Genomic DNA, 24743 nt, shown 5'->3' with positions numbered 1-24743 from the left:
ATTTTACAACTTATTAATAGAAATAAAGTTTCTTTTTCTCTTATTTTTTTGATGTAACTTTAGGGTTTTGTATATTTTTTATCTTTCAAATACAATTAGTTAATGGATAGTGTGGATTTTCACATATGAATTTTGTGTTGATTTAATCAAGTGTTCTATTTTTTAATTTTATTATAAAAACATCATTTTATAATTTTATTTATTTTTATTTATTTTTTTAATAACGTGTTTTTTATTTTGTTTGTTTATTTTTAAATAGATTTAAATTTTGGTTAAAATGATTGTTTTTCAATCAGTTATAATTTTTTCCTCGTGTGTTTTGATTATTGTATAAATAATTTTTAATTAAGTTGGTGGTGGTGGGTTATTTTATTGACATTAATATTGTGGTGATTTTAATATGCGCGCATTAAAGGTTGCTGAAATTGATATTTTATCATTGAGTATTTTAATTGCTTTCCATTTTGGAAATGGATTGGTGAATTAATTATATGCTCTTGATGGATTTGTGTTTAATACAATATGGAATGTTGATATGAATAAGGTTTATCAGATAATTTGGAATAACACACTGGGACAGTGGGTTATTGCTTCAGAATTAAGCCGTGGAAAAAAGAAATCTGGCCGTGCGATTTCTCGCAATCATGTTGCCGCAGTGGTATTTGGCGGTTTAAGTTCACTCCTTTCTCTGGATGCTAACTCAACTGACTATAACGCTCAAATTTCTGTATCTAACGGTCAGACCTTGACCTTACAGCCGGGAGATACATTAACACCTCCATTAATTACGAATGCGCAGGGTGCGGTTAATGCCTCCGGACTGGGAACTTTGCTCAATGTTGATGGCACGATTATGACCGTGTCAACTGGCCCATCAAGAGCGGGTCATTATGAAGTTGCTATGCTGCTGGATAATGGTGCAGCAGCAAATATTAACCAAACCAGTATTGCATTAACTTCCTCGGACAATAGCGCTGATATCGCCAGAATTTTAAATGGTTCAAAAGCTAGTTTTACTGATTCGAATTTGACTTCAAGTGGCGGAGGGATTTGGGTTATTAATTCTGAGCTAAATATGAATAACAGTAATATCGAATCTACCGGAAATGCAATCAGTGGTTCAAATAATTCCACTGTTTCTTTAACAGACGTTCAAATTAACTTAAACGGCACGGGCTTAGCCAGTACTCAAGCGATAAGCATGATGAACGCTAATAGCTTGACGATGACAAATGTTAAAATAACGGATGCCAGAGATTATTCCAGCGCCATATATACTAATGCCAACACTAATCATATTGATAAATCCAATATTATCATGAATGGCAATGGTACTGACGGAATCGTTTTTGATAGTGGGCTTAATTTGTTTTTAACCGATACCAATATTACCTCCAATGGTGATACTTCCATGGGTTTAATCTCGGCGAATGGAGAAAGCGAGGTTAGAGGTGGAACCATTACCGGGTTAGGCTCTCAGTCTGTAGGTATTAGCGTACAAAACCCAAGTTTTAATCCCTATGATACCGCTTCTAACACGTCGGTTATTTTGAAAGCGACCGGCACTCGAGTTGAAATGTACGGTGATATAAGCATCGGCGTTTCGGCTGAAAGAGGGACAATAACGGAACTTAACGATAGCGATATTATCACTCATGGAAAAGCAAATCTTGCCTATGGTGATTCTGCGGGGATTTTTGTTATCGGTAATAATATTGCTGATGCTACCTATATGACCATTAATAACAGCCGTATTTCTACCAGTGGTGACGGTACTATGGGGCTTTTAACAGGCTATGGTGCAGGTACGGTGTTAAACGGTGGTACGGTAACCACTTCGGGTACAAAGGCCGCGGCGATCAGAGCATACACGTATGGCGCTGATGGTAAATTGATAGTGAATGATACCCTCATCGAAACTCAGGGAGATGAAGGCAGCGTCGGCGTATCCGTTAATGGCGTGGCTCAAGCGCAGTTGAACAATGCAGTGATTAAAACAGCTGGCCAGAATAGCTTTGGATTATCGGCTAACTCTCTCTATTTTGACCATGCTTATGGCTATGATATTTATGCTGAAGCGTTGGGTGCCGGTATTGAAGCTAATAATGTTCAGATTCAGACCACTGGCGTTTCTGGTCATGGTGTTTCTGTCTCTGATGGTAACAGTATTGTTTTGAAAGATAGTTCAATACATACCCAGGGAGCGAACGCTTACGGCCTACAGGCTCATAGTGATGTAGGCAGCCTTCAGTCAGATAACAATCCGGCTCAAATTACGGCTAACAATATTACTATTTTGACTGAAGGGAATGATGCATCTGGCGTAGTCGGTGTTGCTCAGGGCGCTAATGTGAATGCCGTGTTGGTTGAATTAAATGGCGGAACCATTGAGACCAGAGGGGCATCAGCCTCTGGATTAAGTGCTGAAGGCGACACTGACAGCAAAGTAAACATAAACGGTAGTAATATTCAGGTCCTGACCACAGGAGCCGGAGCTTCTGGTTTGTCTGTTAAAGATGGCTCAATTGACTTGAAGAGCAGCACCGTGAAGGCTACTCAGGGAAATGGTATCAATGCTTTAATGAACAGTGAGGTTAACCTGACTGACAGTGAAGTGACCGGTGGCAATGGTATCGGCATTAATGTCGATGGTGCTTCTGCATTTGCCTTTAATGCAAACAACTCTGTTCTGAACGGTGATGTGTTGGTTGCATCAGACAGCAGTACTGATATGACGCTGAGCAACAATTCAACCATGACAGGTGCTGCGCACGGTGTGACTAACCTCAACTTAACGGATAGCCGCTGGAATATGACCGACAGCTCTGATGTCGGTTTGTTGAATATTAACCAATCGACGATCTCGTTTAGCCCTCCGGTTTCCGGCAACTTTAAAACACTATCGGTAAATTCATTAAACGGTAATAACGGTACATTTGTTTTGAATACGGTACTGAATGAAGGTGGTGCCAATACTCAGAGCGATAAAGTACATGTAACCGGGGATGCCAGTGGTGACCATAACTTGCTTGTGAATAATGTGGGTGGTTTAGGTGCGTTGACAGTCGGTGATGGTATTCAAGTTGTTCAGATTGATGGTAACGAGAGTGGAGCCTTTAAACTGGGTAATACTGTCAGCGCCGGGGCTTATCAATATAACTTGTATCAGGGTGGTGTGACTGGCGCTAATGATTGGTATCTGCGTTCTTATCTGGAACCAACACCACCGCCAGCTCCAGAGCCAGATCCAATACCCGCTCCAGAGTCAGGTCTGACACCGGTTCCAGAGTTAGATCCGACACCGGCTCCAGTACCGACACCGGCTCATACGATATCCTATCGTCCGGAAGTTCCTGGCTACGTGGCGGCACCTTATCTGAACGAGCAGTATGGTTTTGATACCATTGGTACGATGCATGAACGTATCGGCGATAATGTCGTACGTAATACGGGTAGTGCGTGGGGACGTATTGGCGGTCAGCATATTGAGAATGAATCTGGCAGCTTTAGCTATGATACCGATACCTGGTTTGCTCAGTTGGGTGCCGACCTTTATCAGGCGACGAATGAAGCTCAAACGGAGATTACCTCTGGCATCATGTTGACGCTGGGTCAACAGAATACAGATGCTAATGACAGCTCCCGTAGTTTGAATCCAACATTATCAACGCAGACAGGTACGGTGGATACTCACGGTTATGGTCTGGGAGCTTACTATACCCGCATGGCACAGGATGGTAGCTATCTGGATTTAGTGACTCAGGGTACTTACTACCGAAATGACTATTCCAGCGATCATAATGCTAAACAGGATGGGTATGGCCTTGCGTTCTCGGCAGAAACCGGTAAGCCATTTGATACAGGGAATAACTGGAGTATCGAACCGCAGGCACAGGTGATGTATCAATATCTGTCGATGAACTCGTTCAACGATGATGTGAGTCATGTTGATGGCACATCACATAATAGCGTGCGTGCTCGCGGTGGTTTACGCATCACCAAACAAATGGACACCATGATGCCTTATGTATTGATGGATGTTATTCATACCATTACGGACTCTCCGGATGTTCGGGTAGCGAATACCACCATGACATCTGATTTCGATAAAACATGGTGGCAAATAGGTAGCGGAGTCAGCGCGAAAATATCGGATAATGCTTCGCTGTATGGTGATGTGAAATATCAGAAATCTTTCTCCTCCAATGTGGATGGTTACAGCGGTCATCTGGGGATCAAAGTTAACTTCTGATAATGCTAAATATCGTTAAGTAAGAAAACAGAAAACAGAAAACGGGAGAATTATTCTCCCGTTTTTCACTTAGAAAATTCATACCTGTTAAGATAACGATGATTATTGACTAAATGACATTTAACTGCCCAATCACTCTGGATAAGGTATGCAGGCTGTTTTGTCGCCCCGCGGGAATCCCAATATATTGCCAATTAATTGGTCGCCGTTAATCACCCCTTCATTAAAGTTGCCGCCATCTGTCGATAACGCTATACATTCCATCGGGATCAATGGGTCTTACCAGTGTGCCGATAAGACTGAATTACGATCTTCCTCTGATGCCGGATTACGCTATCTGGGCTGGGATTATCATGCGAATGAGCCGATGCAGCAGAACTGATGATTCCTCTGCCAGCGCTGCCTGAATCAGATACCGTAAATTGATAATGTTAACTATCAGATAAGCCAGCAATCGTGCCATTGGGTTCAGATATTCAGTAGCGCGACTTCCCCATATGCCTTTTTATTATTTGTTATGTCTATCCATTCTTTAATCTAATGAAACCAGCGGGATACTCTTAGACAGAATAATTCTAAAGGATCCGCATACCCATGTCAGATAAGGCTTTACCTGCACCGGTTTTACCGTTGTCACAGGAACAATTAGAACGGTTGAAGACCGCTACTTCCGGCTTGACGCCGGTACAGCTTGCCTGGGTATCAGGCTATTTATGGGGATTAACCGATCGGGATAGCAATACGCTTGCTGCGGTAATTCCCTCATCAACTTCTGCTACTACACGTCCGGTAACCATTTTATCCGCCTCCCAGACCGGCAATGCACGCAGACTGGCAACTCAGTTGCGTGACGACCTTAGTCATGCGGGGTTAGCTGCAACTTTAGTTAATGCAGGTGACTATAAATTTAAGCAGATCGATCAAGAGCGCCAGCTTATTGTAGTGGCATCAACTCAGGGGGAAGGCGATGCGCCGGAAGAGGCGATTGCGCTATATAAGTACCTGTTTTCCAAAAAAGCACCGGCGTTAAATCAGACGCAGTTTGCCGTTTTTGGCCTGGGGGATATCTCCTATGAAAACTTCTGTCAGACCGGGAAAGATTTTGACCAGCGTCTGGAGGAACTGGGAGCCAGACGCTTGCTGGCAAGAGTTGATGCGGATGTTGATTATCAGTCGTTGGCCGAGCAATGGCGTCATCAAATTGTTGAGCGTTTAAAAGCGGATGTTCCGGCTTCGCTGCCATCAGCGGTTGCCCATACGGCAGGTATCAGTGAAAGTCAGAGTAAATATACCAAAGAGCAACCGCTAATTGCTTCGTTATCGGTTAATCAGAAAATTACCTCTCGTAGCTCCGATCGCGATGTACGTCATATCGAAATCGATTTGGGTGACTCCGGACTAAGCTATCAGCCCGGAGATGCACTGGGTGTCTGGTTTCAAAACGATGCTGAATTGATTGAGACCTTACTGTCAGAGCTGGGTATCGCGGGGGATACTCAGGTTGAAGTTCAGGGTAAGCCACAACCGTTAAGGGATGCACTCAAATATCATTATGAACTGACGCAAAATACTGCTGCGATTGTGGAGTTTTATGCTAATCACAGCGGTGATGCACGTTTGGTTGAGCTGCTGACCGATAAAGCACATTTACAGGAATATGCCCATAACACACCTATTGTGGACATGGTTCGTTACGCACCTTCTGCAATGGATGCTCAGACATTGCTAACGATGTTGCGTCCTATCACGCCGCGTCTCTATTCCATCGCTTCATCACAAGAAGAAGTCGGGAGTGAAGCACATCTTACCGTTGGGGTGGTGCGCTATAGCGTGGATGGAAACCTTCGTACCGGAGGCGCATCTGGCTATCTGGCGGATCGTTTGGAGGAGGAAGGCGAGGTTGCGGTGTTTATTGAACACAACGACAACTTCAGACTGCCGGATGATCCATCCACACCGGTGATTATGATTGGCCCGGGAACCGGTATTGCACCGTTCCGTGCGTTTATGCAACAGCGTGAGGCCACCGGTGCAGAAGGTAAAAACTGGCTGTTTTTTGGTAATCCTCATTTTACGTCTGATTTTCTCTATCAGGTGGAGTGGCAAGGCTATGTGAAAAGTGGTCTGCTAAACCGTATCGATCTGGCCTGGTCGAGAGATCAGCAACATAAAGTGTATGTGCAAGACAAGCTTCGGGAGAACGGTCACGAACTGTGGCAATGGATTCAGGATGGCGCCCATCTTTACGTCTGCGGTGATGCAAACCGTATGGCGAAAGATGTGGAACGTGCATTACTGGACGTTGTGTCAACGCACGGGGCTATGGACTCCGAGCAGGCCGACGAATTTTTAAGCGAACTGCGTATCGATAAACGCTATCAGCGAGATGTTTACTAATGAGCAATGATTCAGAGATTAAACTGTCTGACAACGAACGGCTAAAACGTGAGAGTAACTTTCTGCGTGGAACCATTGCCGATGATCTGAAAGATGGCCTCACCGGCGGATTTCGTGGCGACAACTTTCAACTGATCCGTTTTCACGGTATGTATCAGCAAGACGATCGCGATTTACGTGCAGAGCGGACAGAACAGAAGCTGGAGCCGCTGTTGAACGTGATGTTACGTTGTCGTTTGCCGGGAGGAATTATTACTCCTCAACAGTGGTTGGGTATCGACCGCTTTGCCGCTGAGGATACACTGTACGGCAGCATTCGCCTGACAACTCGCCAGACTTTTCAGTTTCACGGCGTATTAAAAAACGATATTAAACCGATGCATCAACTGCTGCACCGATTAGGGATGGATTCGATTGCTACTGCCGGCGATGTAAACCGCAATGTGCTATGTACTTCTAATCCCGTTGAATCAGAACTGCATCAGCAGGCCTATGAGTGGGCAAAGAAAATTTCGGAACATTTACTGCCGAAGACCCGCGCCTATGCTGAAATTTGGCTGGATGGGGAAAAGCTGGAAACCACCGACGTAGAGCCTATTCTTGGTGCGACCTATTTGCCACGTAAATTTAAAACCAGCGTAGTGATCCCACCGGATAACGATGTGGATCTACACGCCAACGATCTTAACTTTGTTGCCATTGGTGAAAATGGTCAACTGGTTGGTTTTAATGTGCTGGTGGGTGGTGGCCTGGCGATGACTCACGGCGATAAGCTGACTTATCCACGTAAGGCTTCTGAGTTTGGTTATATTCCGTTAGAACATACGCTGGCGATCGCGGAAGCGGTAGTAACCACTCAACGTGACTGGGGTAACCGTTCAGAACGCAAAAATGCCAAGACCAAATATACGTTGGAGCGCGTTGGTGTTGATGCCTTTAAGCAAGAAGTAGAGAAACGAGCAGGGGTGACGTTTGCGCCGATCGTACCTTATCACTTCTCCCGCCGTGGCGATCGTATTGGTTGGGTAGAGGGCATTGATAAGCAATGGCATCTGACACTGTTTATCGAAAATGGTCGTCTGTTGGATTATCCGGATAAACCGTTAAAAACCGGCATGGCAGAAATTGCCAAAATCCATAAAGGGGACTTTCGCCTTACCGCTAACCAAAATCTGATTGTGGCGGGTGTTGCCGCGGAAGATAAAGCCAAAATAGAGAAACTGGCTCGTCAGCATGGATTAATTAATGATGGGGTATCGGAGCAGCGGAAAAATTCTATGGCCTGTGTTTCGTTTCCTACCTGTCCACTGGCCATGGCCGAAGCAGAACGTTTCCTGCCTGATTTTATTACTCAGGTAGAGCAGGTGATGGAAAAACATCAGTTGCCTGATGAACATATTATTCTGCGGGTTACCGGTTGCCCTAACGGTTGTGGGCGGGCGATGCTGGCAGAAGTTGGTTTGGTGGGTAAAGCGCCGGATCGCTATAACCTGCATATTGGTGGTAATCGTGAGGGTACGCGTATTCCTCGTATGTATCGAGAGAATATTACCTCGGCGCAAATACTGTCTGAGCTGGATAGCTTGATTGGCCGTTGGGCCAGCGATCGTCAGGAGCAGGAAGGGTTTGGCGATTACGTTATCCGGGCCGGGATTATCAAGCCGGTGGTTGACTCTGCGCGTGATTTTTACGATTAAGGGGACACAATGTCGTATCTGAATTTAGCCCAATTAAACCAGCTAACAGCGGAAGAGCAGAGAACTGAACTGGCGGAGCTTAACCGCCAGTTAGAGTCATTATCTGCTGCACGGCGTGTTGCATGGGCGTTGGAGAACTTGCCAGAAAACAAAGTACTCTCTTCCAGCTTTGGTATTCAGGCGGCAGTTTGTCTTCATTTGGTTACGCGTCAGCAGCCAGAGATACCGGTGATTTTAACGGATACCGGTTATCTGTTTCCTGAAACCTACCAGTTTATTGATAGCCTGACGGAACAGCTTAAGCTTAACTTGCAGGTTTATCGTTCTCCTTATTCTCCCGTCTGGCAAGAAAGTCGCTACGGCAAGTTGTGGGAGCAGGGCGTTGAAGGTATTGAGCGTTATAACCAACTGAATAAAGTTGAGCCAATGAACAGGGCTTTAGCTGAGTTACAGGCACAAACCTGGTTTGCCGGTTTACGTCGTGAACAGTCGAGTTCCCGGGCGCAATTACCGGTGCTCGCTATTCAGCGTGGAGTATTTAAATTTCTACCGATTATTGATTGGGACAACCGGCAGATTTATCAATATCTGACGGATAATGGTCTGAATTATCATCCTCTATGGGAGCAGGGCTATTTATCGGTGGGAGATACTCATACCACTCGTAAATGGGAACCCGGCATGAGTGAAGAGGAAACGCGGTTTTTTGGTTTGAAGCGAGAGTGTGGGTTGCATGAGGGGTGATATGTGTTGTTGGTTAAGAGGATAAATTGGCTTCAGAGAATATTCCGGTCGTAAAATCAGGGGTGCTTATATCGGCTTGGTGCTCGACCGGGAGACCATATGTACTCAGGATCGGAGTACGTTGGGCTTGGCCGGGCTACGGGCAGTTATGAAACACCTTGCGGTGTTTCACCCTTCGGGCCAGCGCAAGCGCTGTTCAAACAAGCATTCGCCTGTTTGTCGTTGGCTTACGCCAAGTCGACCCCACGCCCATCCCTCCCAACGATTGGCATTGCTAACAGATAGGGCATTTCGTTGGTGTGCGCCAAGTTGATCCCTACGGCAGTTTTTCTCAACTATCAGTATTGTTAACGGATAGGATGTTTCGTTGACTTATGTTAAGTCGATCCCCTTGGCATTTTTATTGCGTATTGCTTCGCAACTTAATGATATGTATATGGATTGAGTCAGACTGTTTGGATAGCATTTATGGCAGTTAATGAAATGGTTTAATAATCAATTTATTTACTGTGTTATCGGGGGTTATGAGTAAGCAGGGGCACTTTACATCCAGGTGTTAATCGGTCACTATATGTGCTATTAACACGTGTTTTTCACAGGGGTGAAAAATGTCAAAGACCCATGCCAAAGTAACCAAAAAGACGGTCAGTGTGACGTTGGATCCAATCTTATATCAAAAGGCTCGCGATATGGGCATTAATCTATCAGCGGTGTTAACTCAGGCTATTGAGGCGCAGTTGCAGGCTTTATCTGTTTCTCAATGGAAACATGATAATCAGCAGGCGATGGAAGAGTTAAATCGAATTAGTGAAGAGAGTGGTTTACTTTCAGATGAGTATCGGGCGTTTTGATGGTGCAATATACCGTCTATCGTAATACCGGTAATAACAAGGATTACCCGTATTTACTCAATGTACAAAGTCATCTGATTGATGCGTTAACCACTCGACTGGTGATCCCGCTTTTCCCCCGCAGCCGGTTTAAAGGAATGGTGCCTCAGCATCTGTGTCCGATATTAACCATCGGGGAAGTTGAGTATCTATTGATGACCCATGAAATGGCCAGCGTGCGCCAAAGTATGCTGGGTGACGCGGTGTGTCAGGCCCAGCATTACCGTGATGAAATTAAAGCGGCCATCGATTTTATGATTGATGGTTTTTAGTGCCATCTGTAGAGATCAAATATTTTCTGAACCAACTCAGGGTTCTGTCCCAGGCAAGCTCTGCTGCCTCTTTGTCATAACGCGGTGTTGAATCATTGTGAAAGCCATGATTAACGCCGGGGTAAATATAGGCTTCATAGGTTTTATTATTGGCTTTTAGTGCGGCTTCATAGGCAGGCCAACCTTCATTAATGCGGGTGTCTGACTCGGCGTAGTGCAGCAGTATTGGTGCTTTAATGTGCGGTACATCTTCTGTTTTGGGTTGACGTCCATAAAACGGAACGGCAGCACTGAGTTCCGGATAGGCAACTGCAGCGGCATTTGCCACACCACCACCGTAACAAAAACCAGTAATGCCGACTTTTCCGGTGGTAGCCTCGTGATGTATTAAAAACTCAATGGCAGCGAAAAAGTCATTCATTAGTTTCGTTGGGTCAATTTGCTGTTGTAGCTCACGGCCTTTGTCATCATTGCCGGGATAACCGCCTACCGAACTCAAACCATCCGGAGCCAGCGCTATAAATCCTGCTTTTGCCAGACGTCGGGCCACATCTTCAATATAGGGGTTTAGTCCACGGTTTTCGTGCACCACGACCACACCGGGTACTTTACCGCTGGCTTTCGCCGGGCGGACGAAATAACCCCTAACGCTGCCGTGTCCCAACGGTGATGGATATTGGATATATTCAGCAATAATTTCAGGATCGGTAAACTCTACCTGTTGCGCATAGCTATAGTCAGGCATCAGTAATGCACCAAGTGCCGCTGCTGATACGCCACCAACCACCATTCTGGTTGCCAGATCGAGGAATTCACGCTTGCTGATGCGCCCGTGTACGTAGAAATCAAAATACTCGAGCAGTGCAGGAGGGAAATCTTTTGCGGTGAGACGAGTCATATGCAGGCTCCAGGTTTGCTGCCATTTAAGTCAGTATAAATAATGGTCTGTAACAGGCCTTTTTGTAAACATAACGTTCAATAATCTTTTCCCTATTCCATTCAGCTATATCAAATTCCATTTGGTGATTTCATTCGTTAGCAACGACTCTCTATAGTCAGGTTATTGTTTTGTTAAGAACCTGAAGGTTATTGTGGATTATTTACCCCTGTTTGCCGATTTGAAACACCGCCCGGTGCTGGTTGTTGGTGGCGGTGAAATTGCCGCCCGTAAGATTGGCCTGCTATTAAGTGCCGGAGCGGACGTGTTTGTGGTGGCTAAAGTGCTTGGTGCTGAGGTAAATAAATTGCATCAGGAGAAGGCATTGCACTGGCTGGCGCAGGAGTTTGATACTCGTCAGTTAGACGATATTTTTTTGGTGGTGGCTGCAACCAATGACAGCACCGTGAATGCAAGAGTATTTCAGGCGGCTAATCAGCGCCGTCGTTTAATTAATGTGGTGGACGATCCTGCCCGCTGTTCATTTATTTTCCCTTCTATTATTGACCGTTCACCGTTAGTTGTTGCGATTTCTTCCGGTGGTAAAGCACCGGTATTAGCACGTTTATTACGGGAAAAGTTAGAAGCGTTATTGCCAGCCAGTCTTGGTCAGGTTGCTGACATAGCCGGTAACTGGCGTACTAAGGTTAAGCAGCAGCTCCATTCATTAAGTGAACGCCGTCACTTTTGGGAGCGCTTGTTTGATGGTCGCTTTGCTTCACTGGTAGCGGCAAATCGAGCCGAAGAAGCGGAGGCTGAGCTTGAGCAACAGCTATATCATCCTGCGTCAACAGTAGGTGACGTTACGCTGGTTGGCGCAGGCCCAGGAGACCCGGGACTGTTGACGTTAAATGGGCTACGGGCCATTCAACAGGCCGATGTGGTACTGCATGATGCGCTGGTTACGTCAGAAATACTGGAACTGGTGCGTCGCGATGCCACGTTAATTAGCGTAGGAAAACGTGCCGGAGCCCATTCCATACAGCAGGAAGAGACTAATCAATTACTGGTTAAATTAGCCCAACAGGGTAAACGTGTTGTGCGGCTGAAAGGTGGCGACCCTTTCATTTTTGGTCGGGGTGGCGAAGAGCTGGAAGTACTGGTTAATGCTGGTATTCCCTATCAGGTTGTTCCGGGTATTACCGCCGCTGCGGGAGCGGCAGCCTATGCAGGAATTCCACTGACTCATCGCGATCATGCGCAAAGTATTACGTTTATTACCGGACACTGTAAGCCTGAATCTGATGGCCTTAACTGGTCACAGTTAGCTCAGGGACATCAAACACTGGCAATTTATATGGGAACAGTAAAAGCCAGCGATATTCAACAACAGCTGATAAATCATGGTCGTTCAGCGTCTACACCGGTGGCGGTTATTAGCAGGGGAACACGCAGCGATCAGAAAGTGTTAAGTGGCACGCTCTCACAACTGTATGAGTTGGCCCGTGAAGCACCAACACCTGCGTTGCTGGTGATTGGTGAAGTTGCGGCGCTGCATCAGCGGCTGAACTGGTTCGGTGAATCTGCTCAGTCATCATTAACATCACAGAATAGTCCGGCGCAGTGGCAGTCGGTAGTCAATCTGGCCTGATGGCCTTCAGACAGAGAATTGAGGTATTGAACGTGGACGAAAAACGACTGACTCACTTACGCCAACTGGAAGCGGAAAGCATTCACATTATTCGTGAAGTGGCTGCTGAATTTGCTAATCCAGTGATGCTTTATTCCATTGGCAAAGATTCATCGGTCATGCTGCATCTGGCGCGTAAAGCCTTTTTCCCGGGTAACTTGCCATTTCCTTTATTACATGTGGATACCGGCTGGAAATTTCAGGAGATGTACCAGTTTCGCGATCGTACCGCCAAAGCTTATGGCTGTGATTTGCTGGTACATAAAAATCCGGAAGGGGTGGCAATGGGAATTAATCCTTTTGTGCACGGCAGTGCGAAGCACACCGATATTATGAAAACCGAAGGGTTGAAACAGGCACTGAATAAGTATGGTTTTGATGCCGCATTTGGCGGTGCCCGTCGTGATGAAGAGAAATCCCGGGCTAAAGAGCGTATCTACTCGTTCCGCGATCGCTTTCATCGCTGGGATCCTAAGAATCAGCGCCCTGAATTATGGCATAACTACAATGGTCAGATTAACAAGGGGGAGAGCATTCGCGTATTTCCGCTCTCTAACTGGACTGAGCTGGATATCTGGCAATACATCTTTTTGGAAAATATAGAGATTGTTCCTCTGTATCTGGCAAAACCACGGCCTATTCTGGAACGTGACGGTATGCTGATGATGATCGATGACAATCGCATTAACCTGCAACCGGGGGAGGTGATTGTGAAACGTAAAGTCCGTTTCAGAACCCTGGGATGTTGGCCACTGACCGGTGCGGTTGAGTCTGAAGCAGAAACCCTGTCGGAAATTATTGAAGAAATGCTGGTATCAACCACCAGTGAACGCCAGGGGCGGGTTATCGATCGGGATCAGTCAGGCTCGATGGAATTGAAAAAACGTCAGGGTTATTTCTGAGGAACAGATGATGAGTGAAGTGATTAATCAGCCTGTCAGCGTGAATGAGGCTATTGCCAGACAGATCGCAGAACAGGGCGGCGTTGAAGCTTATCTTCACGCTCAGCAAAATAAGAGCCTGCTACGTTTTTTAACTTGCGGCAGCGTTGATGATGGTAAAAGTACTCTGATTGGACGGTTACTGCATGATACCCGCCAGATTTATCAGGATCAGCTCACTACGCTGCATAATGACAGCAAACGTATTGGCACTGCGGGTGAAAAACTGGATTTGGCACTGTTGGTGGATGGCTTACAGGCTGAACGCGAACAGGGCATCACCATTGATGTAGCCTATCGCTATTTTTCTACTGAAAAACGTAAATTTATTATTGCCGACACACCGGGGCATGAACAGTACACGCGTAACATGGCAACCGGGGCATCCACCTGTGATGTGGCTATTTTGCTGATAGATGCGCGTAAAGGGGTGCTGGATCAGACCCGTCGCCATAGCTTTATTGCCACGCTGTTGGGGATTCGCCATCTGGTGGTTGCGGTAAATAAGATGGATTTGGTGGGATATCAGCAGTCGGTTTTTGAGCAGATTCGCACCGATTATCTGACGTTTGCTAATCAGCTTCCACAACAAATTGAGATTAAGTTTGTGCCGCTGTCCGCACTGGATGGGGACAATGTCGCCAGCGTGGGCGACAATATGCCATGGTATTCCGGAGCCACACTGTTGGAAATTCTGGAGACAGTCAACGTGGTGGCTGAGCAACAGCAAAAGCCTCTGCGCTTTCCGGTTCAGTATGTGAACCGACCTAATCTGGATTTTCGTGGTTATGCCGGTACCTTATCTTCTGGCGTGATTGAAACCGGACAGGCAATTAAAGTGCTGCCTTCAGGGGTAACCAGCCGAATTAAATCGATAGTGACTTTTGATGGCGAACTTCAAAAAGCCTGGCCGGGGGAAGCGATAACTCTGGTACTGGAAGATGAGATTGATATCAGTCGGGGAGATTTGCTGGTCGCGGCGGAAGATAACAGTTTGCAACCGGCTAGCGGAGCAACGCTGGACGTGGTTTGGATGGCGGAACAGCCATTGCAGGCAGGACAGAGCTACGATATTAAGGTATCAGGTAAAAAGAGCCGGGTACGCATAGAACGTATTGTGCATCAGCGCGACATCAATTCTTTGGAACAACGTCCATCGGAAAGTTTACCTCTGAATGGTATTGGTGTGGTTGAAGTGGTATTTGATGAGCCTCTGCTGTTTGATAGCTACCAGACTAATCAGGAGACCGGTAGTTTTATCTTTATCGATCGGTTAACCAATGTGACGGTAGGTGCTGGCCTGGTTCAGAAAACTGACATCACTCAAAAACAGCAACCAACCTTTAACAGCGATTTTGAACAGGAATTATTTGCTTTGATTCGTCGTTACTACCCTCACTGGGATATCAGTGGGGCCACTAACAAAGGGTGATGGCAGATGGAAAATAACATTGTCTGGCACGCTCATCCGGTTACCCGGATTGAACGGGAACGGCTAAATAAGCATGGCGCTGCCGTGGTTTGGCTGACGGGGCTGTCAGGTTCAGGAAAATCTTCCATTGCCGGTGCGTTGGAGCAAGCGTTATATCATCTTAATGTTCATACCTATTTGCTGGATGGGGATAATGTCCGACACGGCCTTTGTCAGGACTTAAGCTTTTCCGATCGGGATCGTAAAGAGAATATTCGGCGAGTCGGGGAAGTATCAGGCCTGATGATGGACGCAGGATTGGTGGTTATTACGGCATTTATTTCCCCTTATCGTGATGACAGAGAGAGCGTTTTGTTACGTTTACCTGCCGGTCACTTTATTGAGGTGTTTGTTGATACGCCAATTGAAGTTTGTGAACAGCGCGATCCGAAAGGGCTGTATAAAAAGGCCAGAAAAGGGGAAATCACTCAGTTTACCGGCGTTGATTTACCTTATGAGGCGCCTTTGAAACCGGATGTGCATTTGGATGGCAGACGGCCTGTGGAAGAGTTGGTAGCTCAGCTTATTGATTATCTGAAAGGGCGGGGAATCATTAAAAGCTAAACTTTTTATTTCCCTGATAACCAACAAGGCCCGCATGAGTTCTGATTCATGCGGGCCTTGTTGGCTGATAGCCTGATAAATCAGTCCCTGCCAAAACTTCATTATCTTTTTAGTCTTGTATATGTTATTCACTTCAATCTATTGATTCTGTATTTTAGATCTAATCCATCAGCGTATCGGCCGCTAATTAAGGAATATCATGAAAGACTGGAATCCTGACCTCTATTTACAGTTTGAAGCAGAAAGAACACGTCCAGCTGCAGAGCTCCTTTCTCGTATTTTTCATCCGGAAGCAAAACATATCAGCGATCTTGGCTGTGGGCCGGGAAACAGTACCGAATTACTCTATCAGGCCTATCCAAGGGCAAATGTTACCGGTGTGGATAGTTCTGAAACTATGCTGATACAGGCTAAACAGCGATTACCGGCCTGCCATTTTCAACAGGCTGATATTAGTACATGGCGACCGGATATCCCTCAGGATATCATTTACGCGAACGCATCATTGCAGTGGGTGCCGGATCATGATGAGCTGCTTCCTCATTTGTTACAGCAACTTTCCGATCGTGGTGTTTTGGCCTTTCAGGTGCCGGATAATCTGGAGCAGCCATCCCATGCCTTAATGCGCAAGGTAGCGATGGAAGGGGTCTGGTGGGAGAAATACAGTGAGAAGGTATTTAAACGTAGCCCGTTGCTAACGACAGAGGGATATTACGATCTGCTGGCTGGTCATGGTTATCAGGTTGATATCTGGCGCACTACGTTTTATCACGTATTGCCATCGGTCTCTTCTATTGTTGAGTGGGTGAAATCAACCGGACTTCGACCGTTTCTTTCGCCACTGGATGAGGTAGAACAACAACTATTTTTACAACAGTATCAGGCAGAGCTGGAGAAAGTGTTTACATCCCGTCAGGATGGCCAGGTTCTATTGCCTTTCCCCAGATTGTTTGTCATCGCCAGTAAAAAACGTTCAGTAATACATTAATTCAATCGTTAATCGCCTGAGGGAAAATGGGCCTCAGGCGATGAATCATTAGCGCTTACTGATTTGGTCGAAAATACCATCTGTTGAGAAGTGCTCTTTCTGTGCTTTTTGCCAGCCGCCAAAAACCTGATCGACAGTAAACAGACTTAGCTGCGGAAAGTTAGCGGAGAATTGTTTCAGCACTTCCGGGTCGCGTGGGCGGTAGTAGTTTTTAGCGGCGATAGTCTGGCCTTCTTTGGTGTAGAGATACTTCAGATAGGCTTCTGAGACTTCGCGAGTACCATTTTTATCTACCACGCTGTCTACTACGGCAACCGTTGGTTCAGCCAGAATAGACACGCTTGGTGTGACAATTTCAAACTGATCTTTGCCTAATTGTTCAATCGCCAGCAGCGCTTCATTTTCCCAGGCAATCAGTACATCACCGATGCCGCGTTCAACGAAGGTGGTGGTCGAACCACGCGCGCCGGTGTCCAGCACCTGTACATTGTTATACAGCGCCTTAACGAACTCCTGTGCTTTGGCCTGGTCGTTATTATTATGCTTCAGGGCATAGCCCCAGGCAGCCAAATAGTTCCAGCGAGCACCACCGGAGGTTTTAGGATTTGGCGTGACCACATTCAGGCCCGGTTTAATCAAATCGTTCCAGTCGTGTATTTGTTTCGGATTTCCTTTGCGTACCAGAAAAACAATGGTGGAAGTATAAGGTGCGGAGTTATCAGGTAAATGGGTGAGCCAATTCTTATTTAATTTACCATGCTCTGCGATAGCGTCGACATCATAGGCCAGAGCTAAGGTAACGACATCGGCAGAAATACCGTTAATTACCGAGGATGCCTGTTTACCAGAACCACCATGGGATTGCTTAATGGTTACCGTATCGCCGGTTTTATCTTTCCAATAGGTGGAGAAAGCTTGGTTGTACTGTTGGTACAGCTCTCTGGTAGGATCATAAGAGACATTAAGCAGATGTATATCTTTCGCAGATACGCCGGTCGCGGTAAGAAAAAGCAGTATGCCGATATTCCAGTTACGCATGGGTGGTCGCCTCATTAAATGGTTAGGTAATTAACACCTTGAGACTGCCAGAAAATAGAATTGGATAATAAAGAATAAAAAGATACTTTTTATAACAAGAAGGAATATCTCATTTATTTACTTTTAGCCTACGGGGTAGCATGGTAGTGACCATGACAAATTGGGGGTGGGATGAATGAAAGGATTTCTGCGTATTTTACGCTATCTGGTGCTGGTGATTGCAGTGGTTGCAATCTTCTTTACCTGGCAATGGTATTCATTGAAGAAAGAGGCTGAAGCGGCGTTTAACCATAATCCAGTGATTGCGCAATACTTAGGGAAAGTTAGCGTTGAGAAAATGGGTTTAAGCGTATTTTCAGCCCAATGTCCCAGTGGCTGTGAGCATTACCTGATGAAGCTACGTGGTGAAAAAGGAAATGCGATGGCGGTATCGGATTTGTCCAAAGGAAGCGAAGAGCTTTCCTATGCCATTTTGTGCCTGTCCAGCGGTGAGAACATTGCGTTAACTAAAGATGCTGAGTTGATTGTGGCAAATGGACGCGAGTCAGCCTGTCAATAAGCAGCATTAACTGAATGGAAATGATGAAAAATAGACAATGGCTATATGGCGTAATGTTTTCAGTTTTTAGCCTGAATGCTTATGCTGAGCTAGATTGCAGCAATGCGATGAATACGCTGGAGATTAATGCATGTGCCGAGCAAGAGCAGCAAATAGTAGAGAATAAGCTGAATCAAACATATCAAGCAGTGATGCAGATGATGAGTCAACCCGATCTACCCAGTATGTCTTTTGCCGCAGTGAAGAAAGATCTATTAGAGAGTCAGAGAGCATGGATAACCTTTCGAAAAAAAGATTGCGATGCGCTTTATGATTTTTATATAGATGGTTCGATTCGCAATGTAGTGTATATCTCCTGCATGAAGAAGCATGCCGAAAGACGAATTGATGATTTAGATCGTTATCTTACTGGCTCGACCCTGAAGTAGATAATGGATAAGCAGGTGGTGAGATGAATATTAGTCAGGTTGCCGAAAAAACGGGCTTAAGTAGCAAAGCGATTCGTTTTTACGAAGAGAAAGGGTTGATTACAACGCCCAGTCGTTCATTGAATGGCTATCGTACTTACAACTCTCGTAATATTGAGGAGCTGACATTATTGCGTCAGGCTCGGCTGGTGGGTTTTACTCTGGAAGAGTGCAAAGAGCTTTTGGCTTTGTTCCATAATGCCGATCGCCGTAGTGCTGATGTAAAAGCGCGTACGTTGGAAAAAGTGGCTGATATTGATAATCATATTGCTGAGCTGACGAAGATGCGAGAGCGGTTGATGGAGTTAGTTGAACTTTGCCCGGGGGATAATGGGGCTGATTGTCCGATTATTGATAGTTTTACCGGGTGTTGTAAGAAAGATTAGGAATAAAGAGGATTCAGTTTTGAGCCAGTTTCGTCCACTATCAGTGCGGTGTTCGAATAAGCTATTGTGCAAGTGGCCGGGTTAAGGGGGTTGGCGAACCCCCTTAACAATCCCGCGCTTTTGCACCCAAATCCAGATCGCCTGTGGCGACTACCCTCCGCCTTCATTCGGGTTTACGCACCGGCGCTGATTCGGTTTATTCGCCTCATCCATGAGGCTCACCCCTACGGGGCCAGCACGTTGTGCTGTTCAACATTGCTCCTGCAATTTTGTCCGGCGAAGCAGCGCTTCGCCAAATCTCCATGTTTGGCGTGCTACCCTCTTTCAGTTGTCGGCTGAATTTCAGTGCTCAATGAGCAGGTCAGGGGCCAGATAAAGAGCCAAAACACATTTTACTTAATGACTAAGCTCATCCCTGATAGCTTCAACAATCAGGGTGATGCTTTCTACTGCGATGATGCGAACTTCGGTTCCCTGCGGCAGATCTTCTGAGCATCGAATCGGCCAACTGCCGTCCGCCAGATTGATTCGGCCTGCACCGTTAATAATAGGGGAGCTCAGAACCATCTTTCTGCCAATTAGCTGTTTGTCAGGTTGATTCAGATGCTGATTTTCACTGACGGTTCGGGTTTTTAACCAATACCACCAGATAATGGCGGTCACCATTGTCAGAATGGCGAAGTTAACCCATTGCCAGCTCCAATCCATGGGAACAACCCAGGTTACCGCACCAATAATAATCGCAGATACGCCACTCCAGAGCAGATAACCATAGGTTCCCAGTAGTTCGGCGGCCAGTAACAGCCCGCCGAGTATCAGCCAGAAACGATATGGGTAAGCAGCCATGTCCTGAATAATATCCATTATTTTTTCGGCTCGCCTTTAAGTAACTCAGTGATACCGGCAATACTTCCCAGCAGATTGCCAGCTTCCAATGGCATCATCACCACTTTGCTGTTGTCCGCAGAACCAATAGATTGCAGGGCATCAGTGTATTTCTGCGCGACGAAGTAGTTGATTGCCTGAATATTGCCGGCAGAAATTGCATCAGAAACCATTTCGGTGGCTTTCGCTTCCGCTTCCGCGGCACGTTCCCGCGCTTCGGCCTGTAAGAATGCGGCTTGTCTTTCACCTTCTGCTTTCAGAATTTCAGATTGTTTTTGACCTTCAGCGCGCAAAATTGCCGCCTGACGAATCCCTTCAGCTTCCAGAATGTCAGCTCGTTTATTACGCTCGGCTTTCATTTGGGCGTTCATCGCCGCAATCAGTTCTGTTGGTGGACGAATGTCGCGAATTTCAATACGGGTGATTTTAATGCCCCATTGGTTAGTGGCTTCATCAACCACCTGTAGCAAACGGGTATTAATATGGTCGCGCTGGGAGAGCATTTCATCCAATTCCATGGAGCCCAGTACGGTACGAATATTGGTCATGGTCAGATTAAGAATGGCTGCTTCAAGATTGCTGACCTGATAGGCCGCCAGAGCGGGATCCCTAACCTGGATAAAACAAACGGCATCGATAGTTACGTTGGCGTTATCTTTGGAGATAATCTCCTGAGAGGGGACATCCAGCACCTGTTCCATCACGTTGATTTTACGACCTACTCGATCCATAAATGGAATGATCAGGTTCAGGCCTGGCATTAACGTTTTGGTGTAACGGCCAAAACGCTCAATAGTCCATTGATAACCTTGCGGCACGACTTTGATTCCGGCGAACAGTACAAATAAAACCAGCAGCACCAGAATGGCAATCACAATGGCAGAAGCATTAGGCAACATAATATCCATCCTATAATCCTTTAAAGTTTGTATACATTAAGTCTACGCGAAATTTAGTATTAGGGAAGCCAGAATGCGTCGGGAAAGGGTTATCTGACACCGGCTTTTTGAACCTCGCCTGCAGAAAAGTCTACAGGTTGTCAGGGTGAATAAAATTTTTTCAACGATGAGTGAAAATATTTATATCAAAATTATTCTTATTGGTTATAATCAGAAGGTTTGACTACACCTCTCTAAAAATCAATGAATTTGCTTTGTTTCTTATCGCCTTTGGTCGTTAAACCAATAGGTGCTCCTATTCCTGCGCCCAAAATATGGGATGGAAGGATAGGTAAGGTCAGAATGTAAATGGCCTGAGGTAAGCAACACATTGATTAAAGAGGTAATTCCGTAGACAAACGTCCGAATAGTAATAACTGATGACGATATAATTAATAAGGCGGGATTAACAGTGACCAATGAAGTGATCAACCTGACAGAAAGCCAAAGAGCGCCGGTTGTCGAAGAGGCAAAAAGAAGAAAGTATGCCTATAAAGCGGTTATCGCTTCTACCGTCGGTTATGCGATGGATGGATTTGATTTACTGATTCTTGGTTTTATTCTCAACGCGGTAGCTTTGGGATTAGGGTTAACCACCAGTGAGGCGGGATCTCTGGTCACCTGGACGCTAATTGGCGCGGTAATTGGTGGTCTGGTATTTGGTGTATTAAGTGATTACTACGGTCGGGTAAAGGTACTTACCTGGTCAATCGTTCTGTTTGCGGGTTTCACCGGTATGTGTGCTTTGGCACAAGGCTACTGGGACTTACTGATTTATCGTACTATTGCCGGTATAGGTTTGGGTGGTGAATTTGGTATCGGTATGGCGCTGGCCGCCGAAGCATGCCGACCGAATGAGCGGGCGCGCATGTCTTCATATGTTGGTATTGGATGGCAGGCTGGCGTGCTGGCGGCAGCGTTGTTAACACCGTTGTTGTTGCCGGTCATTGGTTGGCGCGGTATGTTCGCCATTGGCGTTATTCCGGCATTGGCCTCTTTCGTTATCCGCCACTATATTGGTGAACCGGAAATCTTTGTTAAAAAGAGCAAAGAAAAACGCAAAGGAAATCCATTTAAAGCGCTGATTTCCGATCGCGAAACCATCAAGGCCAGCATTGGTATCTCGATTCTGACGTCAGTACAAAACTTTGGTTATTACGGCATCATGATTTGGATGCCGTCTTATCTGAGCCAGCAGTTTAACTACTCCTTAACTAAATCCGCCATGTGGACTGCGGTAACCGTCCTGGGTATGGCCTTCGGTATCTGGTTGTTTGGTCAACTGGCTGACCGCTATGGCCGTCGTCCGATCTTTCTTATCTATCAGGTTGGCGCAGCGTTGATGGTATTAGCCTATTCACAACTAACCGACCCGTTTAGCCTGCTGATTGGCGGTGCCATTATGGGAATGTTCGTCAATGGTATGATGGGGGGATATGGCGCATTAATCTCAGAAGTTTATCCAACCGAAGCTCGGGCAACTGCGCAAAACGTCCTGTTCAACATCGGACGCGGTATCGGCGGCCTGGGGCCACTGGTAGTAGGATTAATTGTCTCCCTTTACTCCTTCCAGACAGCCATCGCACTATTGGCCTCACTATACGTGCTGGATATCCTTGCCACACTATTCCTGATCCCGGAAAAAGCCGGTAAACCGTTGGAGTGATAAAATTTATATAAAGCGTTTCGTGTAGTGACCAGATTTTAAAAGTCAATCGTTGGGAGAGACTGCCGTTGGGGGCGACTTGGCGTAAGCCAACGACAAACAGGCAAAGCCTGTTTGAACAGCGCTAGCGCTGGCCCTTAAGGGTGAAATACCGCAAGGTGTTTCATAACTGCCCCTAGGCTGGCTAGGCCCAACGCACTCTGGACTTAAGTACAAATGGTCTTCCGGCCGGGCACAAAGTCTATATATGCACTTTGTTATTACGGCCGGAATATTCTCAGAATCAAAACAACATTAATACAACAACGAATACAACCGACGTCTAAACTTCGCTGCCAGAGCATCACCGGTTCCCAGTGCCGCCAGAATATCTAACATGGTTTTCTTGGCGCTACCGTCTGCGGCATCCAGTGAGTGGGTTAGATGTTTCATTAGCAGGGTTAACGCTTCTTCATTACGTCCAACGGTATGCAACTGCAACGCTAACTGAACCGCCAGTTCGGCATTATCCGGCTGAGCTTCAACCTGCTGCTGTAGCTGTTGAATTTCCGGGGTATCAGCCGCCTGCTTCAGCAGTTCAATCTGCGCCACCAGACCCTGATAGCGAGTATCGCGATCCTGAAGAGGAATGGTTGCCAGAACGCTTTCGGCTTCATCGCTTCGGTTTAGGGCAATCTGCGTTTCTGCCAGCATCAGACCAATATCACTACGCTGATTACTTAACTGCCAGGCATCTTTCAGTAAGGGGAGCGCATCAATATATTTGCCCTCACGCATCAGCTCATCGGCTTCAGCAGCTTTCAATTCTTCTTCTTTCGGCAAGAAACGGTTTAACAACTCCCGAATAGCTTCTTCCGGCTGTGGCCCCTGAAAACCATCGGCAGGCTGACCATCTTTAAACAGATAAACCGTAGGTATCGCCCGAATACCAAACTGCCCGGCAATCATTGGCTGAGTATCACAATCAATTTTTGCCAGCGTAAATTTACCGGCGTATTCAGCCGCTAATTTTTCCAGAATCGGATCTAACAGTTCGCAATGCTGGCTACGCGGAGACCAGAAATAGAACAGTACCGGCACCTGAGCTGACTGCTCCAGTACTTGCTGAAAATTAGACTCGTTGATGTCAATGATGGCATTAGTGGTCATAATAGATTCTCTTTATTCAATTCTTCTTGTAAGCGCTATTAAACAAATATATGTGGGCATTATTATTCGCTTCAAGCGTTGTCAGCCTTTATTTGCCAAAATCTTATCCATCAGACGGTCAGGTAACAGACGCTTGCAAATAGCCATGGCTTTAGTTACCAGCGTGACACGATAGCGGATTTTTGCTCGCGGACTTTCCAGTGCATGACGAACGATGGGAATCAGTGCCTCCGGAGGTAGAGTGAAGCGTTTAGCTACCGGTGGGTTTTTTACCGGACTATCGCTCTGGGTTTGATTCACATTATCGCTAAAGGCTGTGCTAATGGGGCCTGGTTCAATCAAACTAACCTGAATACCACTGCCGTATAGTTCAAGCCGTAACGCATCTGACCAGGCTTCCAGCGCGTATTTACTGGCAGCATAAAGCCCGCGACCCGGGGTGGAGATAATCCCCATCACTGAGCTGGTTTGAATAATACGACCTTCACCCTGTTTCAACATCGACGGCAGAAGAAGCTGAGTTAACTCATGAGCACCAAACAGATTGGTGGAAAACTGCTGTTCAAACTGACGGCGGGAAATGGTGTTCAGCCGTCCGTACACACCATATCCGCCATTATTAAACAGTGCATAAAGTTTACCCTCGGTCATGGCTAATACTTCGGATGCCGCTTGTTGAATACTCTCACTGTCATCAAGGTCTAACCTGACTACTTCAAACCCTTTTTGCTGAAGCATGGCTATATCTTCTGCTTTACGGCAGGTGGCAATTACCCGATAGCCACGCTGTTTAAGATCGGTAGCGGTCACTAAACCAATACCGCTGGAACAGCCGGTAATTAAAATCGCCTTTTGCATAACTTTACATTCTC

The 24743-nt window shown here is 46.2% G+C and carries 23 protein-coding genes; 17 read left to right on the top strand and 6 right to left on the bottom strand.

Annotated features, from left to right (window positions below):
• Positions 1-535: 535 nt before the first annotated feature.
• The 8 genes from I2494_RS04170 (at position 536) to I2494_RS04135 (ending at position 10252) form a co-directional block, all read left to right on the top strand.
• Positions 536-4252: an autotransporter outer membrane beta-barrel domain-containing protein gene (locus I2494_RS04170; RefSeq protein ID WP_218465308.1), complete on the top strand. Its 3717-nt coding sequence runs from the start codon at positions 536-538 to the stop codon at positions 4250-4252.
• A gap of 187 nt (positions 4253-4439) precedes the next feature.
• Positions 4440-4634, top strand: coding sequence for a hypothetical protein (locus tag I2494_RS04165; RefSeq protein ID WP_218465309.1), 195 nt, complete (start codon positions 4440-4442; stop codon positions 4632-4634).
• 212 nt (positions 4635-4846) lie between these two features.
• Positions 4847-6649: an NADPH-dependent assimilatory sulfite reductase flavoprotein subunit gene (gene cysJ / locus I2494_RS04160; protein ID WP_218465310.1), complete on the top strand. Its 1803-nt coding sequence runs from the start codon at positions 4847-4849 to the stop codon at positions 6647-6649.
• On the top strand, positions 6649-8346 hold the full coding sequence (gene cysI, locus I2494_RS04155) for an assimilatory sulfite reductase (NADPH) hemoprotein subunit (protein ID WP_218465311.1): 1698 nt from the start codon (positions 6649-6651) through the stop codon (positions 8344-8346). Before cysJ ends, cysI begins: the two co-directional genes overlap by 1 nt.
• A 9-nt stretch (positions 8347-8355) precedes the next feature.
• Entirely contained in the window at positions 8356-9090 is a 735-nt protein-coding gene (locus tag I2494_RS04150; RefSeq protein ID WP_218465312.1) for a phosphoadenylyl-sulfate reductase, read from the top strand.
• Between the two features lie 99 nt (positions 9091-9189).
• On the top strand, positions 9190-9375 hold the full coding sequence (locus I2494_RS04145; RefSeq protein ID WP_218465313.1) for a hypothetical protein: 186 nt from the start codon (positions 9190-9192) through the stop codon (positions 9373-9375).
• A 323-nt stretch (positions 9376-9698) separates the two neighbouring features.
• Positions 9699-9941 carry a type II toxin-antitoxin system CcdA family antitoxin gene (locus tag I2494_RS04140; RefSeq protein ID WP_218465314.1) on the top strand — a complete coding sequence of 81 codons (243 nt, stop codon included), beginning with the start codon at positions 9699-9701 and terminating at the stop codon, positions 9939-9941.
• 2 nt (positions 9942-9943) lie between these two features.
• Positions 9944-10252, top strand: coding sequence for a CcdB family protein (locus I2494_RS04135; RefSeq protein WP_218465985.1), 309 nt, complete (start codon positions 9944-9946; stop codon positions 10250-10252).
• On the opposite strand, the gene yghX is transcribed toward I2494_RS04135, so the two are convergent.
• Positions 10233-11150, bottom strand: coding sequence for a YghX family hydrolase (gene yghX, locus I2494_RS04130; protein ID WP_218465315.1), 918 nt, complete (start codon positions 11148-11150; stop codon positions 10233-10235). The genes I2494_RS04135 and yghX overlap by 20 nt on opposite strands.
• A 193-nt stretch (positions 11151-11343) precedes the next feature.
• On the opposite strand from yghX, the gene cysG reads away from it, so the two are divergent.
• From cysG to tam, 5 genes are all read left to right on the top strand, one after another.
• A complete protein-coding gene (gene cysG / locus I2494_RS04125) occupies positions 11344-12780 on the top strand; it encodes a siroheme synthase CysG (RefSeq protein ID WP_218465316.1) in 1437 nt (478 codons plus the stop codon).
• Between the two features lie 32 nt (positions 12781-12812).
• Positions 12813-13721, top strand: coding sequence for a sulfate adenylyltransferase subunit CysD (cysD, locus tag I2494_RS04120; RefSeq protein ID WP_218465317.1), 909 nt, complete (start codon positions 12813-12815; stop codon positions 13719-13721).
• Positions 13722-13728: 7 nt separating this feature from the next.
• A complete protein-coding gene (gene cysN / locus I2494_RS04115; RefSeq protein WP_407657843.1) occupies positions 13729-15192 on the top strand; it encodes a sulfate adenylyltransferase subunit CysN in 1464 nt (487 codons plus the stop codon).
• Positions 15193-15198: 6 nt separating this feature from the next.
• Positions 15199-15795, top strand: coding sequence for an adenylyl-sulfate kinase (gene cysC, locus I2494_RS04110; RefSeq protein WP_218465319.1), 597 nt, complete (start codon positions 15199-15201; stop codon positions 15793-15795).
• 199 nt (positions 15796-15994) lie between these two features.
• Positions 15995-16783, top strand: a complete 789-nt coding sequence (gene tam, locus I2494_RS04105; RefSeq protein WP_218465320.1) for a trans-aconitate 2-methyltransferase — start codon at positions 15995-15997, stop codon at positions 16781-16783.
• A gap of 48 nt (positions 16784-16831) precedes the next feature.
• On the opposite strand, the gene I2494_RS04100 is transcribed toward tam, so the two are convergent.
• On the bottom strand, positions 16832-17821 hold the full coding sequence (locus I2494_RS04100; RefSeq protein WP_218465321.1) for a sulfate ABC transporter substrate-binding protein: 990 nt from the start codon (positions 17819-17821) through the stop codon (positions 16832-16834).
• A 175-nt stretch (positions 17822-17996) separates the two neighbouring features.
• On the opposite strand from I2494_RS04100, the gene I2494_RS04095 reads away from it, so the two are divergent.
• From I2494_RS04095 to cueR, 3 genes are read left to right on the top strand one after another with little or no spacing between them, the layout of a single operon-like run.
• Positions 17997-18380 carry a hypothetical protein gene (locus I2494_RS04095; RefSeq protein ID WP_218465322.1) on the top strand — a complete coding sequence of 128 codons (384 nt, stop codon included), beginning with the start codon at positions 17997-17999 and terminating at the stop codon, positions 18378-18380.
• Between the two features lie 14 nt (positions 18381-18394).
• Positions 18395-18808 (top strand): lysozyme inhibitor LprI family protein, encoded by a 414-nt coding sequence (locus I2494_RS04090; RefSeq protein ID WP_218465323.1) that lies wholly within the window; start codon positions 18395-18397, stop codon positions 18806-18808.
• 23 nt (positions 18809-18831) lie between these two features.
• Positions 18832-19233, top strand: coding sequence for a Cu(I)-responsive transcriptional regulator (cueR, locus tag I2494_RS04085; RefSeq protein WP_218465324.1), 402 nt, complete (start codon positions 18832-18834; stop codon positions 19231-19233).
• A gap of 396 nt (positions 19234-19629) precedes the next feature.
• On the opposite strand, the gene I2494_RS04080 is transcribed toward cueR, so the two are convergent.
• Positions 19630-20091 (bottom strand): NfeD family protein, encoded by a 462-nt coding sequence (locus I2494_RS04080; protein ID WP_218465986.1) that lies wholly within the window; start codon positions 20089-20091, stop codon positions 19630-19632.
• Positions 20092-20096: 5 nt separating this feature from the next.
• On the bottom strand, positions 20097-21017 hold the full coding sequence (locus I2494_RS04075) for an SPFH domain-containing protein (RefSeq protein WP_218465987.1): 921 nt from the start codon (positions 21015-21017) through the stop codon (positions 20097-20099).
• A gap of 472 nt (positions 21018-21489) precedes the next feature.
• Between I2494_RS04075 and I2494_RS04070 the strand changes: the two genes are divergently transcribed.
• Positions 21490-22722 (top strand): MFS transporter, encoded by a 1233-nt coding sequence (locus tag I2494_RS04070; RefSeq protein WP_218465988.1) that lies wholly within the window; start codon positions 21490-21492, stop codon positions 22720-22722.
• A gap of 294 nt (positions 22723-23016) precedes the next feature.
• On the opposite strand, the gene I2494_RS04065 is transcribed toward I2494_RS04070, so the two are convergent.
• Both I2494_RS04065 and I2494_RS04060 read right to left on the bottom strand, forming a co-directional pair.
• Positions 23017-23871, bottom strand: a complete 855-nt coding sequence (locus I2494_RS04065) for a co-chaperone YbbN (RefSeq protein ID WP_218465325.1) — start codon at positions 23869-23871, stop codon at positions 23017-23019.
• An 81-nt stretch (positions 23872-23952) separates the two neighbouring features.
• The gene (locus I2494_RS04060) at positions 23953-24729 is read right to left on the bottom strand and encodes an SDR family oxidoreductase (protein WP_218465326.1); all 777 of its coding nucleotides are present in this window, start codon (positions 24727-24729) and stop codon (positions 23953-23955) included.
• Positions 24730-24743: the final 14 nt, after the last annotated feature.

Origin of the sequence: Limnobaculum allomyrinae (assembly GCF_016649425.1) — a bacterium.
Classification (GTDB): domain Bacteria; phylum Pseudomonadota; class Gammaproteobacteria; order Enterobacterales; family Enterobacteriaceae; genus Limnobaculum; species Limnobaculum allomyrinae.
Note: the sequence above shows the minus strand (reverse complement) of the source record. Positions and strands in the feature narration are given on the sequence as shown.